The organism is Corynebacterium poyangense, assembly GCF_014522205.1.
Classification (GTDB): domain Bacteria; phylum Actinomycetota; class Actinomycetes; order Mycobacteriales; family Mycobacteriaceae; genus Corynebacterium; species Corynebacterium poyangense.
This window is the reverse complement of the sequence record NZ_CP046884.1, coordinates 2,114,247-2,127,588: the sequence shown is the minus strand read 5'-3', so window position 1 is coordinate 2,127,588 and position 13,342 is coordinate 2,114,247. Positions and strand designations below refer to the sequence as shown.

Genomic DNA, 13,342 nt, shown 5'->3' with positions numbered 1-13,342 from the left:
AGCCTACCCCAAGTGATTGAAGTTTTCATAAGGGGTTTAAGCGGAGGCCGGCTTAGGCAGCTCCATCCCTAGATCCTTCATGACCTGACGAAGCTTAGAGGGGAAATCGGTGATGATACCGTCAACCCCAGCCTCGGTGATCATCCAGCGCATGGTGGCTTCATCATTGACGGTCCAGGGAAGAACTTTGATCCCAAGTTGATGTGCCTTTTCGACGTATTCCCGCGTAGTAACGGGAGAAAAGTCTGGATCCTCAGCCTTCTGGCCATAGGGAACTGAATAGCCAGGCGACACATAATCTGCTCCCAGTTGGGCGGTGGCTTCCAGAGCGTCTCCATTGACCTTGTCATAGTCAATAGAGCCGAGCCACGGAGATCCGCTGTGCCAAGTAGTTTCATCATAAAGGGCAGCCGTCCGGATCTTCGGGTTGTGCTGCTTTACGAGCGGCAAAGAGCGCCAATCGAAACTCTGGATAGTGACGCGATCAGCGACGTTAGCCCGGTCCACCTCAGCCAAAATGGTGTTAACGAACTCCTCGGGGGAGGCAGAACGCTCCGGCTTGTCACCTTCAATCTTGGTTTCGATATTGAAGTTCACTGTGGAGTGGTGGGCGGCGCTGAGCTCAAATACATCTTTGAGTTGAAGCATACGATTGTTCTGAGCTACCTCCGCATCCGGGAAATCCTTCAATTTTTGATCGCAACTTAAGGTTTGCAGCTGGGCAAAAGTGAGATCATGAAGGTCCTTCCCCACATAGGGGAACTGGGGATCTCCCTCCTGGACCGGGGCTGTGTCTCGGCATTTTTCTGCCTTCACATCCGGGTCATGCCACACCACTGGCACCCCATCCTTAGACAAGACAATGTCCATCTCCAAGGTGGTGACTCCCAGTTTCAGCGCCTTTTCAAAAGCTAAACGTGACTCCTCGGTGCTTTCGCCACGTCCGCCTCGGTGTGCCTGAAGATCTAAAGGTTCTTGGTAGTGCACAGCGGTACTACTTTCTTGAGAAGCTGAAGACGACGGGGTGGTGGAGTCCTGCGTTGAAGAACATGCCGCTAATCCTAGGGTCAGCGACAACAAAGAAGCTTGAACCAGCGCAATAACTGTGGTTTTTTTCATTATTTCTGCTCCTGCCGCAGTTGGGCGTCTCGGTGAGCGGCTGCATGAGATTCCATCAGCCGCTTTTCATCTTTACCCACCCCAAGAAGGAGGGCAACCGCTAGAACGGTGCAGATGATGAGGAAAATAAAAGTGGCATTCCAGCCGTAGTGTTTGATGATCCAACCCACCCCGGTAGAAGCCAGGGTTGCGCCGATGACATACCCCATCAATCCGGTGTACCCGGCGGCAGTGCCAGCGACGTTGCGCGGTGCCATGTCAATAGCTTGGAGACCAATGAGCATGACCGGTCCGTAGATCAGACCACCAATCATGGCCACAATCACCATGAGCACCCAGATAGGGGTTCCGGTGGGAACCAACCAATAGGCAGCAATGAAAATGCCCACTCCGCTGAGGAAAAGCACTCCGGTGCCAGTTCGATAGCCGCGGAAGAGATGGTCAGAAACCCACCCGCACAGCAATGTGCCGACGATGCCAGTGATTTCGAAGAATGAAAAGCCTGCGATTCCCGCGTTGAGGTCGGCGTGGTGAAGATCGTGAAGATATACCGGTGTCCAGCTTAAGACGCCGTAGCGCAGGGTGTAGATAAACACATTGGCGAGTGCCAAAAAGAGCATGGTGCGGTTGGAAAGCACATGGCGCCAGACAATGGACCAAACGGATTGTCCGGCAAGTTCTGACTCATCTATCGCTTCGGTTTTGGCCGGATCATTGCGGTATTCCTCGATGGGAGGAAGCCCTTGGGATTCGGGGGTGTCCCGGATGAGGACGAAAGCGATTGCCGCCACAATGAGAGAAATAATGCCGGGGAACCAGAATGCGGATTGCCATTGGTTAGAGCTAAAAGACAATGCCCACGCAGCAGCTATTCCCACTCCGGCGCCGCCCACATTATGGGCGCAGTTCCAGATGGCTGTTTTTGATCCACGCTCACTGGTGGAAAACCAGTGAACTAAAACTCGCCCGGAAGGAGGCCAGCCCATTCCTTGGAACCAGCCGTTGATGAACATGACCAAGGCGAAGATAGTGACTGTGGCAGACAGCGCCGGGAGAGTGCCCAGCAAGATGTTGGTGAGGCCAGAAAGAGCTAGGCCGATGGGCATGAAGAGCCGGGCATTAGCTCGATCCGAGAGGGTGGCCATGAAGAACTTGGAAAGTCCATAAGAAACGAAGACGGCGTTGCCGATAATTCCGATGGCGACGGTATCGAGGATTCCTTCACTTTTGAGGAGTGCGGATACCAAAGATATGTTGTTTCGGACCAGGTAAAAACCTGCGTAGCCAAGGAAAATACCCATAAAAACTTGGAATCTTAAGAATGGGTATTTCCGGGTGATTTCCTCCGCATTGAGCCGCGGAGCTGGTGGAAGAGCGCGCAAGAATGTAGGCACTCCACCAGATCTAGACTGTGAACTCATAAAGCTATTATGAGGAAACCTCAGGGGCACCTAAGAAAATCGATCAAGATTTTCGCTAGCTGAGATATTCTTCACCGGATTCCGCCCCTTTTAGGGGGTATTTTGTGGCCGTTGTGAGCGCCGATGAAGTGTGATTTGGATGGCAGAGTGAACCCAGGCTACGGCATAGAGTGCTAGGCCAGAACCGGTAGCTAGGAGTACTGCCCCTACTCCCCACAGTCCGGTGCTATCAGTGGAGGAAGCGTCGAGCGACCACAGTAGGTGGAAGCCCCACAGGGTGGCGGCGGCAGCGACAAAGGGCCCTGCTACCCGGTAGCGAGCACTTTGCCCCACGGCAAGAGCAACGATGACTAAGGTGAGCGCGCAGCACACAACCTGGTTGGTGTCATAGGGCTGGTTAGCTGGATTTGTTCTAAAAATACTGCCGGGTGCAGGGGACCACGTTAACCATGCCAGCCAGGTTATGGCTCCTCCGAGCCAGCCCAAAAGCCCAACCTGCCATAGCTTCAGACCGGAGGGTTTAGCGTTGGCGGGGTTACGCAGGGCCTGCCGCGCCTTTTTTAGGCCATAGCCTATGGGGACAGCGCACAGAACTAGACTCACGACGACGGCGTAGAGAGAGGCCGGATCGCTTAGCATTTCTAGAAGAGTGTGCAGTTTCATAGGAAAAATCTTAATGAAGTTTCCTTTATTCCTTCCAGGAAATGTTTTCGAGATCAAGCAAAAATCTTTTTCGTTCGAGTCCCCCGGCATAGCCGGTGAGGTTTTGATGTACTCCAAGAACTCGGTGACACCCCACGATGATGCTCAGTGGGTTAGCGCCGACGGCTTGCCCTACTTGACGGGCAGCTCGTGGCTGAGCGATCCGGCGCGCTAACTCCCCATAGCTGATCCAGGTGCCAAAGGGTATCTTCTCAAGTTCTGACCACACCTTCTTTTGGAAGGAGGTGCCGCGGAGGCGGTATGGGACCTCGAAGATGCGGCGTTGACCAGCGAAGTACTGCTCTAGTTCCGTGGCGGCTTGGCAGAGAATGGGATGATCGGCTGCGGCATCATTCTCTGTTAGGGGTCCGGTATGCGGGTAATAAACCCCTAGCAATGCCGTGTCATCGGAGATTAACCGTAGCTGCCCCAAGGGGCTAAGAAACTCAATCCAGCTGTGTTGAGACATCAGTGAGCCCGCAGTCCACGATGCCGGTTCAAAGCAGCCATAATTTCTAACACTCGCACCTCTGCCAGGCGGCCGGGGTGCCCGCGATGAGAAGAAAACTCGCCGGGGTGGGCGTCGGACAGTGCACTGATTTGGTCAACCAGGGCGGTACGGTCATTATCTTCGCGCTCTACCCGTGCCAGGAGGGCGGCGATACTGGCTGTTTGGGACGAATCCACCAGCTGCTGAAGGGCGCTGAGATCGAGGTCATTACGTCCGTCTCGGAGCGCGTGAACCCCGTGCGCCCGGGGCGGTTTAGCCTTTCCTTTCCCGATATGTCGTTTAATATGTGCCCGACGTTTCCGTGGCGCTGGAAATTCCGGTTGCTCTGGAATAGGCTGGGACAAGGAGCGGGCACGTTCACTAATATCCTGGGGAAGATAAGCGTCAAGACAAATGACCTGATCTGCTACATCGATGAAAGCTCCGGACCCGCCGGCCACCATGATGGTAGACACCCCCAAGTCTCGATACAACGCCCGCACCCGGCGAATAAGCGGGGTAATGGGTTCTTTGGCTTGGGGTACCAATTGGCCCATGCGATCATCGCGCAACATGAAATTCGTGGCGGAGGTGTCCTCATCAATGAGGAATGCTCCGGCACCGGCTTCAAGGGCTTCGATAAGCGCTGCGGCTTGGGAAGTAGAACCAGAAGCATTGGTGGTGGAAAAGCTGCGAGTATCTGTGCCTGAGGGAAGAGCACCAATAAAGGGACTGATGTCTACTCTACTAATCGACCGCCCCTCCTCTGCTCGAAGAGAGACAGCGTCTTCGCGAGTAACCACATATTCTCGGCCATCACCGGCAATATGGTGGTAGATGCCGCGTTCAATAGCGTGAAGAAGAGTCGATTTTCCGTGGTAACCTCCACCAACAATGAGCGTAATTCCTTCGGGGATCCCCATCCCACTGATATTTTTCCCAGAAGGTAAACAGACGTGGTGTCGAAGCGACTCTGGACTAATAAATTCTTGGGCGTGGGAAGCCGGCAAGTCCGAGTTGCCAGATTCCCGCGGCAGCACAGATCCATCAGCAATAAATGACACTAGTTTGTGCTCATCAAGGTACTCACGCAGTGCCACCTGATCTCGATAAAGCACCAGAACTTGGTGCAGCTGAGTGATCGCTGCTGAATCTAGGTTCAGTGCTCGACGTAAAGCGTAGGGCAAGGAAGACGTCATTAAATCAGCAGCCGCCAGGCCACGAATCCTGCGCCCAGAGGCAGGAAGTGCGATTTCCAGACACACCACGATGGGCCGCTGGGGTGAAAGCTGGACTGCTGCCCTTCGAAGAATCTGTTGGCCAGGGGAATCTATAGAGATGCTGCCGTGATCCTTAGAGCCTTGCTGAGGCAAGGCGCGGTTGAGACGTCGCAATAAAAAATCAGCGAAGGCCGGGCAGGATAGATCTTCGGCTGCCCATTGCCCCTTGTCCGGCTGAACCCAGGCCAAAGGCACTTCCACCCGGGCCAAGGAAGGGGAAGCGAAAGGATCAGATTGGATTCGGTCAAGGTGAAGTTTTAGACCAGATCCTAAATCATGGCTACCTTTGAGGCTTTTATAGGCCCCATAGCTTTTCTTGTCCAACGCCTTAAGGCGAGAACTCAGCATGAATAACAACACCGTCCTTCGATAGTTCCTGGGCCTGATGCCGCACGTCATTTGCGATTCTCAAGCGGAGAATCCAGGTGTGCGAGAGGTGGTCCTTAAGAATACCGATACCGCAGTACGACTGATGAGCGAAACACCCCAGGTAAGCACCAGCGAGAGAATAGATGATCCGTACTCACCCCCAAAGCCCAATCTGACCTGTGGTTTTGTTTCTTCGCTATGGCACGGTATATTCTCACATGGTCACCACGCGACACGGGAACGTGTTGAGTGCATTAGTGACAGGCTCCCATCGTCTAGAGGCCTAGGACACCGCCCTTTCACGGCGGCGACACGGGTTCGAATCCCGTTGGGAGTACCAAGGCCCTGTGGCGCAGTTGGTTAGCGCGCCGCCCTGTCACGGCGGAGGTCGCGGGTTCAAGTCCCGTCAGGGTCGCCACAAGAAGAAAAATTATCCGGTCTCACCAGGAGTTAAGATTTTCCTGGAGGAACCGGATTTTTTTGTTGTGGGGGTCTTGGTGAGGCCTCGTGGAGTAGTTCCTTAGCTCCCTCAATGATGAGCACTAGTATGCAAGTGCGAGAAAAACCGTATTAACGTGGCTATTTGTGACGCGCAGGTGATTCTGTGTAAAGTATCAACTCGTGCAACAGGCACTACGTAGTAGTGCTTTTAGGCCCTGTGGCGCAGTTGGTTAGCGCGCCGCCCTGTCACGGCGGAGGTCGCGGGTTCAAGTCCCGTCAGGGTCGCGGAGAAATTCCTCCATAGGATATCCTTGGAAGTGTTTCTCGGCCAGATAGCTCAGTCGGTAGAGCGTCCGCCTGAAAAGTGGAAGGTCCGCGGTTCGATCCCGCGTCTGGCCACTACAAAGCCCTCGGTCCCCTGAGAACCTAGGGCTTTTAGTGTATGGTTCGGAGCTCAACGTAGGGCTATGGAACTGCGAATGCTTCGGGAAAGAGTAGTGCGTTAAGAACTGTAATTCTCAGACCTTGAGTTCTGACCTAGTTAGGGGTGGGGCTTACTAGGGGCCGTCGTTTTAGAAATAATCGAGCCTTGCTGGCTTGCCCTATTCTCAAAGTGCGTCTGAAAACGGTTATTGAGGCGTTGTTTAGACGTATCTCACGTGCATAATGTCATTGTGCACGGAAGGCCTTGGGTGCTTTCCGATGAAAACACCACCTTCACCAGGTATTTTGTATCAATATTCAGGATGGTGGCGCAGATGGAATAAATCCGTTGGTGTCGTGGGAGTTTTATCAAGTTCTTGGTTGGCAAACTCTGCTGCTGTGCCGGAAGAACAGGTCTATAAATAAGAGTGCGAGCTCAAGTTGGGTTAAAAATAGTGTTCGGTGGTGGACAATCTCATTAAACTTAAGGCGCAGAACATTCTTAGGGTCTTACCGGCCTTAGAACGTCGCACAAGATGAGGAGATATGTGCAATGAGTACTCAGGTTCAGCACCAGCCAGACAACTCTCGTTTTGTCATCATGGTTGATGGACAAGAAGCAGGTCTTGCTTTATACCAAGAAAGCCAAGGTGTACGAGATTTTCATCACACTGAGATTTATCCGCAATTCCAAGGTCAAGGCCTGTCTTCCCCGCTGATAAAAGCTGCACTTGAGGACACTAAAAACGTGGGCCTAAAGATTAAACCCACGTGTTCTGCTGTGGAGCATTTCCTCCGCAAGGAGGCCAATGCCCAGTTCCGAGCTCTCATCGCTGACTAGCGGCTCGATGACGGGATCAGAATGCCCGTTGACACTTAAATCTCGTAATAGTCCGGGTCCACTAACTTAATGCACTCATCCTTGTGACGAGGCCGGGTGGTAGCGGGGATTCCAATGGCGATGCTATTAGGCGGAACATCCTTGGTGACTACGGCATTTGCGCCGACTGCTGAGCCCTCGCCGATATAAATTGGTCCCAGAACTTTTGCCCCTGCACCGATGGTGACATTGTTGCCGATAGTGGGGTGGCGTTTCGTTTGGGTAAGTACTTGTCCTCCCAGGGTTACGCCGTGATAGAGCATGACACCGTCGCCTATTTCGGCGGTTTCGCCAATGACTATCCCCATCCCGTGGTCGATGAAGAAGCGTCGCCCTATCGTGGCTCCCGGGTGGATCTCAATGCCCGTGAAAAAGCGGGTGAGTTGGGAGAGTATCCGAGCTAATCCTCGGGCCCCGCGGAGCCACAGCCAGTGAGATACTCGGTGGGCCCAGATAGCGTGCAGGCCGGAATAGACTATGGCGTTTTCGAGATCCCCGCGAGCAGCAGGGTCGTGGTCGCGAGCGTTCGCTAAATCTTCTCGGATCCGCTTCCAAATGGTCAATAGCATGGGCCTGATCCTAACAGCAAAAAAGGAAGCCCTGGAGGACTTCCTTGCGCTGGGGGTAGGACCGTGCAGTCTTTAAGCGGTGAACCTAGTCGCGAAGATCTTCGTACAAGATGGTAGACACGTAGCGCTCACCAAAGTCTGCGATTACAGTGACGATGGTTTTTCCAGCGTTTTCTTCCCGCTTGGCTAGCTGGAGGGCAGCATAAACATTGGCTCCGGAGGAGATTCCTCCCAAGATGGCTTCTTTGGTGCCTAATTCACGAGCGGTAGCTACAGCATCTTCGTGGGATACGGTTAAAACGTCGTCGAGGATGCGTCGATCTAATACTTCCGGAATGAAATTTGCGCCTAGCCCTTGGATTTTATGTGGGCCGGCCTTGCCCGTGGTCAGCAGCGGGGAGGCGGCAGGTTCTACGGCATAAATCTTGGTGTCTGGCTTGCGATCTTTAAGAACCTGACCCACGCCGGTAACAGTTCCCCCGGTGCCCACGCCGGCGACAAAAATATCGATCTGGCCGTCGGTGTCGTTCCAGAGTTCCTCGGCAGTGGTTTTCCGGTGGATATCCGGGTTGGCAGGATTGGCAAATTGAGAGGCCAAAATGGCGTTGTCCTCACGGGCCACAATCTCATTGGCCTTGTCTACTGCTCCCTGCATTCCTTCGCTGCCGGGGGTAAGTTCAATGTGTGCCCCATAGGCGCGCAGCATGACTCGGCGTTCGGTAGACATAGTTTCTGGCATGGTCAAAATGACCTTATATCCGCGGGCAGCGCCTACCATGGCGAGGGCTATTCCGGTATTTCCGGAGGTTGCCTCCACGATGGTGCCGCCGGGTTTTAGCTCCCCGGAGCGTTCAGCGGCGTCAATGATGGCAAGCCCAATCCGGTCTTTCACGCTGTTGGCCGGGTTGAAAGATTCCACTTTCACCAGGACATCGGCCTTGAGGCCTTCGGTCAGCCGGTGCAATTTTACTAGCGGGGTGCCACCGATTGTGTCGGCGATGCTTTCATAAACCTGTGCCATGAGAGTGGCTTCTCCTTATAACCAATGATTCGTTGACAAGAAATATCTGTTCTTCAGGCCACCATACACCACTACAACAGACATATCAGTTTCTTTATAATAGACAGAGTGGTCTTTGGATATTCAAGCGATTATGAAAATGACCACACTTACAGTCTTTCCTTTTTAGGTTCGACGCCCAGCTCACGGTTTGTTTGCCTGGTTCATAGCCCATTAACCTGGGAAAATAATGACAATTTCTCAGCTTTCGGGGTTAAGGGGGAGGGAGAAAAGTTGTGTTTTATGCCCGTTCATAGTTTGTTCTGTGCTTTGGGGGGATTTTCTTTACCCCCATTGTCGGGATATACTAGCCCCTAGTTGGCAATTGCTGGTTTTCAAGTTCGGAAAATGGGTGCCCCTTTATAGGTGGAACTCTGGGAGGTGTGACGGTGGATTTCCAGCGCATCAGAGATGATGATGAAGCAATTAGGGCGGCCCTGACCACCTTAAAAACAACGACGGGCATCCCCGTTACGATGTATGCCACGCTGCTTTCTGACAACCGATTGCAGATTACTCAATGGGTTGGATTAAGAACCCCCGCATTGCACAACCTCATTATCGAGCCAGGGGTTGGGGTAGGTGGCCGAGTGGTCAGCACCCGCCGGCCAGTTGGGGTCAGTGACTACACCAGAGCCAAAGTGATCTCTCACGAAAATGATCGCCATATCCAGGACGAAGGTCTTCACTCCATCGTGGCTGTCCCGGTGATTGTGCATCGCGAAATCCGCGGTGTGCTGTATGTCGGTGTTCATTCGCCAGTGCGGTTGGGGGACAAGGTTATTGAAGAAGTAACAATGACTGGCCGAAACTTGGAGCAAGATTTGGCAGTCAACTCCGCTATGCGTCGGGTGGAGGGTGGAAAGCCTGGAGTGGCTAAAGCTGGCAGGGTCATGAATGGTGCCGAGTGGGAGCAGGTCCGCTCAACTCACACGAAATTACGCATGTTGGCAAATCGTCTGGAAGACGACAATGTTCGCAAAGAGCTAGAAATTCTCTGTGAACAATTGGTCACCCCAGTTCGGGTGAAGCAATCAGCCAAGCTCTCCGCACGGGAACTCGATGTCCTTTCTTGTGTGGCTTTGGGGCACACCAATGTTGAAGCAGCAGAAGAAATGGGGATCGGAGCAGAAACTGTTAAAAGCTATCTGCGTTCGGTGATGCGGAAGCTAGGAGCACATACGCGCTATGAAGCGGTAAATGCCGCACGACGAATCGGGGCTTTACCCTAGGGTCAAGGTGTCAGGAGGTGGGGTAGCGCCTGACGGCTCTGGGGAGAAAACGCTACGCTAATGGGCGTGAAGGACAGTTTTCTTGTGACCGGAGGCGCCCGGCTTCAGGGTGCGGTAAAAGTTAGCGGAGCAAAAAATAGTGTGCTGAAGCTGATGGCGGCAGCACTGCTGGCTGAGGGGACCACCACGCTGAGGAACTGTCCGGAAATACTGGATGTTCCACTCATGAAGAAGGTGTTAGAAGGCCTCGGTTGTGAGGTCGTGATCGACGGATCTACGGTGTATATCACTACCCCCGGTCTCCCGTGTAGTGATGCTGACTTTGAAGCCGTCCGGCAATTCCGGGCTTCGGTGTGTGTTCTCGGCCCGTTGACTGCTAGGTGCGGTAGGGCGGTTGTCGCGCTGCCGGGAGGAGACGCCATAGGCTCTCGGCCGCTAGACATGCATCAGTCAGGGCTAGAGAAAATGGGCGCTACCACGAAAATTCGACATGGGGCCGTAGTTGCTGAGGTTGCAGATCGCCTTCATGGGGCCCGAATAGCGCTGGATTTCCCCTCTGTAGGGGCCACGGAGAATATTCTCACCGCAGCTGTGCTTGCAGACGGGCAAACCATTTTGGATAACGCTGCCCGGGAACCGGAAATCATTGACCTTTGTGAAATGCTGATGTCTATGGGGGCGCAGATTCATGGGGTGGGGACAAGCACCATCACCATCGACGGGGTAGGGAAACTTCACCCCACCGAGCATGAGGTGATTGGGGATAGAATTGTGGCTGGGACGTGGGCTTATGCTGCCGCCATGACCCGCGGGGATATTACTGTTGCTGGCATCGCTCCCAGCCATTTGCACTTGGCTCTAGAAAAGCTCAAAGTTGCTGGGGCAGAGGTAGAGACCTATAACCACGGTTTTCGGGTAAGAATGGACCGACGTCCAAGCGCGGTGGACTATCAAACCCTGCCGTTCCCAGGTTTCCCCACCGACCTTCAACCCATGGCTATTGGGATCGCAGCCATTGCCGACGGAACCTCCGTCATTACTGAAAACGTCTTTGAGTCGAGATTCCGTTTTGTTGATGAGATGCTTCGACTCGGGGCAGATGCCAGCGTTGATGGTCACCACGTCGTTATCCGGGGAATAGAGCAACTTTCTTCAACTGCGGTGTGGAGCTCAGATATCCGAGCCGGGGCTGGTTTAGTTCTGGCGGCACTAGTAGCCGACGGCCAAACCGAGGTTCATGACGTCTACCACATTGACCGGGGCTACCCGAATTTCGTCGAAAACCTCCAAAGCCTCGGTGCACAGGTCGAAAGAGTCCACCACTAATCTCCATTTTTTATAGGCTTTGTGCTGGGGATTTGTGTGTTGTGTGGTGGGTGTGTAAGTTTAGTCGGGTCACCGCGTGGGGCTGTGTTGTGGTTTCGTGTGGGTGATGTGTGTTGTGTGAGAACTCAATAGTGTGCCAGTAGTATTTTTTGTGATGGATTCACGCGTTATTGGTTGTGGCTTGTTGTGTGATGGGCCTCGTGGTGCTGTGGTGGGGTTGTGGCTATTCCTTGCTGTTGTGGTGTCACGGTGATCAATAATGTTTTTTTAATTTAGCTTTGGCTGTTGCTGGTGGTATGGTGTGTTGTCCTCGTCGGATGTGCTGTGTCATTGGTGATGGTTTTTTGTTTTTTGGTTAGGTTTTGACTCTTTGTTGTGGAAGGGTTTTTTCCTTTTTTATGGAGAGTTTGATCCTGGCTCAGGACGAACGCTGGCGGCGTGCTTAACACATGCAAGTCGAACGGAAAGGCCTTGCTTGCAGGGTACTCGAGTGGCGAACGGGTGAGTAACACGTGGGTGATCTGCCTCATACTCTGGGATAAGCCTGGGAAACTGGGTCTAATACTGGATAGGACTGCATTGTAGGTGGTGTGGTGGAAAGTTTTTTCGGTATGAGATGAGCCCGCGGCCTATCAGCTTGTTGGTGGGGTAATGGCCTACCAAGGCGGCGACGGGTAGCCGGCCTGAGAGGGTGGACGGCCACATTGGGACTGAGATACGGCCCAGACTCCTACGGGAGGCAGCAGTGGGGAATATTGCACAATGGGCGCAAGCCTGATGCAGCGACGCCGCGTGAGGGATGACGGCCTTCGGGTTGTAAACCTCTTTCGCTAGGGACGAAGCTTTGGTGACGGTACCTAGATAAGAAGCACCGGCTAACTACGTGCCAGCAGCCGCGGTAATACGTAGGGTGCGAGCGTTGTCCGGAATTACTGGGCGTAAAGAGCTCGTAGGTGGTTTGTCGCGTCGTCTGTGAAATTCCGGGGCTTAACTTCGGGCGTGCAGGCGATACGGGCATAACTTGAGTGCTGTAGGGGAGACTGGAATTCCTGGTGTAGCGGTGAAATGCGCAGATATCAGGAGGAACACCGATGGCGAAGGCAGGTCTCTGGGCAGTAACTGACGCTGAGGAGCGAAAGCATGGGTAGCGAACAGGATTAGATACCCTGGTAGTCCATGCTGTAAACGGTGGGCGCTAGGTGTAGGGACTTTTTCACGGTTCCTGTGTCGTAGCTAACGCATTAAGCGCCCCGCCTGGGGAGTACGGCCGCAAGGCTAAAACTCAAAGGAATTGACGGGGGCCCGCACAAGCGGCGGAGCATGTGGATTAATTCGATGCAACGCGAAGAACCTTACCTGGGCTTGACATACACCAGATCGCTGCAGAGATGTAGTTTCCCTTGTGGTTGGTGTACAGGTGGTGCATGGTTGTCGTCAGCTCGTGTCGTGAGATGTTGGGTTAAGTCCCGCAACGAGCGCAACCCTTGTCTTATGTTGCCAGCACGTAGTGGTGGGGACTCATGAGAAACTGCCGGGGTTAACTCGGAGGAAGGTGGGGATGACGTCAAATCATCATGCCCCTTATGTCCAGGGCTTCACACATGCTACAATGGTCGGTACAGTAGGTTGCGATATCGTGAGGTGGAGCTAATCCTTGGAAAGCCGGTCGTAGTTCGGATTGGGGTCTGCAACTCGACCCCATGAAGTCGGAGTCGCTAGTAATCGCAGATCAGCAACGCTGCGGTGAATACGTTCCCGGGCCTTGTACACACCGCCCGTCACGTCATGAAAGTTGGTAACACCCGAAGCCAGTGGCCTAAACTCGTTAGGGAGCTGTCGAAGGTGGGATCGGCGATTGGGACGAAGTCGTAACAAGGTAGCCGTACCGGAAGGTGCGGCTGGATCACCTCCTTTCTAGGGAGTTTTGTTTTTTGTTTTTTTGGTTGTGAAACGTCATGCGTGGTCATGGTTGGTAGCGTGTGGGTTTGTTGTGGTGCTGCTGGTGGCTGTTGGGTGTCTGGGATGGCACA

11 protein-coding genes, 4 tRNA genes and 1 rRNA gene are annotated in these 13,342 nt (G+C 53.6%); 9 read left to right on the top strand and 7 right to left on the bottom strand.

The window, feature by feature from the left end; all coding sequences use genetic code 11:
- Nucleotides 1–36: 36 nt before the first annotated feature.
- The 5 genes from GP475_RS10085 to GP475_RS10065 all read right to left on the bottom strand — a co-directional run bounded on the left by GP475_RS10085 (nucleotide 37) and on the right by GP475_RS10065 (nucleotide 5,360).
- Nucleotides 37–1,119: a glycerophosphodiester phosphodiesterase family protein gene (locus GP475_RS10085; RefSeq protein ID WP_187974244.1), complete on the bottom strand. Its 1,083-nt coding sequence runs from the start codon at nucleotides 1,117–1,119 to the stop codon at nucleotides 37–39.
- Entirely contained in the window at nucleotides 1,119–2,540 is a 1,422-nt protein-coding gene (locus tag GP475_RS10080; RefSeq protein WP_187974243.1) for an MFS transporter, read from the bottom strand. The genes GP475_RS10085 and GP475_RS10080 overlap by 1 nt, the downstream gene beginning before the upstream one ends.
- 90 nt (nucleotides 2,541–2,630) lie before the next feature.
- A complete protein-coding gene (locus tag GP475_RS10075; RefSeq protein ID WP_187974242.1) occupies nucleotides 2,631–3,203 on the bottom strand; it encodes a hypothetical protein in 573 nt (190 codons plus the stop codon).
- 25 nt (nucleotides 3,204–3,228) lie between these two features.
- The gene (locus tag GP475_RS10070; RefSeq protein WP_187974241.1) at nucleotides 3,229–3,711 is read right to left on the bottom strand and encodes a methylated-DNA--[protein]-cysteine S-methyltransferase; all 483 of its coding nucleotides are present in this window, start codon (nucleotides 3,709–3,711) and stop codon (nucleotides 3,229–3,231) included.
- Entirely contained in the window at nucleotides 3,711–5,360 is a 1,650-nt protein-coding gene (locus tag GP475_RS10065; protein WP_187974240.1) for an ABC-ATPase domain-containing protein, read from the bottom strand. The genes GP475_RS10070 and GP475_RS10065 overlap by 1 nt, the downstream gene beginning before the upstream one ends.
- A gap of 285 nt (nucleotides 5,361–5,645) precedes the next feature.
- Here GP475_RS10065 and GP475_RS10060 point away from each other — a divergent pair.
- The 6 genes from GP475_RS10060 to GP475_RS10035 all read left to right on the top strand — a co-directional run bounded on the left by GP475_RS10060 (nucleotide 5,646) and on the right by GP475_RS10035 (nucleotide 7,086).
- A tRNA-Glu gene (locus tag GP475_RS10060) sits at nucleotides 5,646–5,721 on the top strand.
- A gap of 1 nt (nucleotide 5,722) precedes the next feature.
- A tRNA-Asp gene (locus tag GP475_RS10055) sits at nucleotides 5,723–5,799 on the top strand.
- Between the two features lie 234 nt (nucleotides 5,800–6,033).
- Nucleotides 6,034–6,107, top strand: a tRNA-Asp gene (locus GP475_RS10050).
- Nucleotides 6,108–6,148: 41 nt separating this feature from the next.
- Nucleotides 6,149–6,221, top strand: a tRNA-Phe gene (locus GP475_RS10045).
- Nucleotides 6,222–6,524: 303 nt separating this feature from the next.
- The gene (locus GP475_RS10040) at nucleotides 6,525–6,671 is read left to right on the top strand and encodes a hypothetical protein (protein ID WP_187974239.1); all 147 of its coding nucleotides are present in this window, start codon (nucleotides 6,525–6,527) and stop codon (nucleotides 6,669–6,671) included.
- Between the two features lie 127 nt (nucleotides 6,672–6,798).
- Nucleotides 6,799–7,086 carry a GNAT family N-acetyltransferase gene (locus tag GP475_RS10035; RefSeq protein ID WP_187974238.1) on the top strand — a complete coding sequence of 96 codons (288 nt, stop codon included), beginning with the start codon at nucleotides 6,799–6,801 and terminating at the stop codon, nucleotides 7,084–7,086.
- A gap of 35 nt (nucleotides 7,087–7,121) precedes the next feature.
- Here the strand turns inward: GP475_RS10035 and epsC are convergent, their stop codons facing one another.
- On the bottom strand, nucleotides 7,122–7,694 hold the full coding sequence (gene epsC / locus GP475_RS10030) for a serine O-acetyltransferase EpsC (protein WP_187974237.1): 573 nt from the start codon (nucleotides 7,692–7,694) through the stop codon (nucleotides 7,122–7,124).
- Nucleotides 7,695–7,779: 85 nt separating this feature from the next.
- A complete protein-coding gene (gene cysK / locus GP475_RS10025) occupies nucleotides 7,780–8,715 on the bottom strand; it encodes a cysteine synthase A (protein WP_187974236.1) in 936 nt (311 codons plus the stop codon).
- A gap of 428 nt (nucleotides 8,716–9,143) precedes the next feature.
- On the opposite strand from cysK, the gene ramA reads away from it, so the two are divergent.
- The 3 genes from ramA (at nucleotide 9,144) to GP475_RS10010 (ending at nucleotide 13,226) form a co-directional block, all read left to right on the top strand.
- Complete coding sequence (gene ramA, locus GP475_RS10020) at nucleotides 9,144–9,986, top strand: acetate metabolism transcriptional regulator RamA (RefSeq protein ID WP_187975908.1); 843 nt, start codon at nucleotides 9,144–9,146, stop codon at nucleotides 9,984–9,986.
- A 66-nt stretch (nucleotides 9,987–10,052) separates the two neighbouring features.
- Nucleotides 10,053–11,312 carry a UDP-N-acetylglucosamine 1-carboxyvinyltransferase gene (murA, locus tag GP475_RS10015; RefSeq protein WP_187974235.1) on the top strand — a complete coding sequence of 420 codons (1,260 nt, stop codon included), beginning with the start codon at nucleotides 10,053–10,055 and terminating at the stop codon, nucleotides 11,310–11,312.
- A 395-nt stretch (nucleotides 11,313–11,707) separates the two neighbouring features.
- Nucleotides 11,708–13,226, top strand: a 16S ribosomal RNA gene (locus GP475_RS10010).
- The last annotated feature ends 116 nt before the right edge of the window (nucleotides 13,227–13,342 follow it).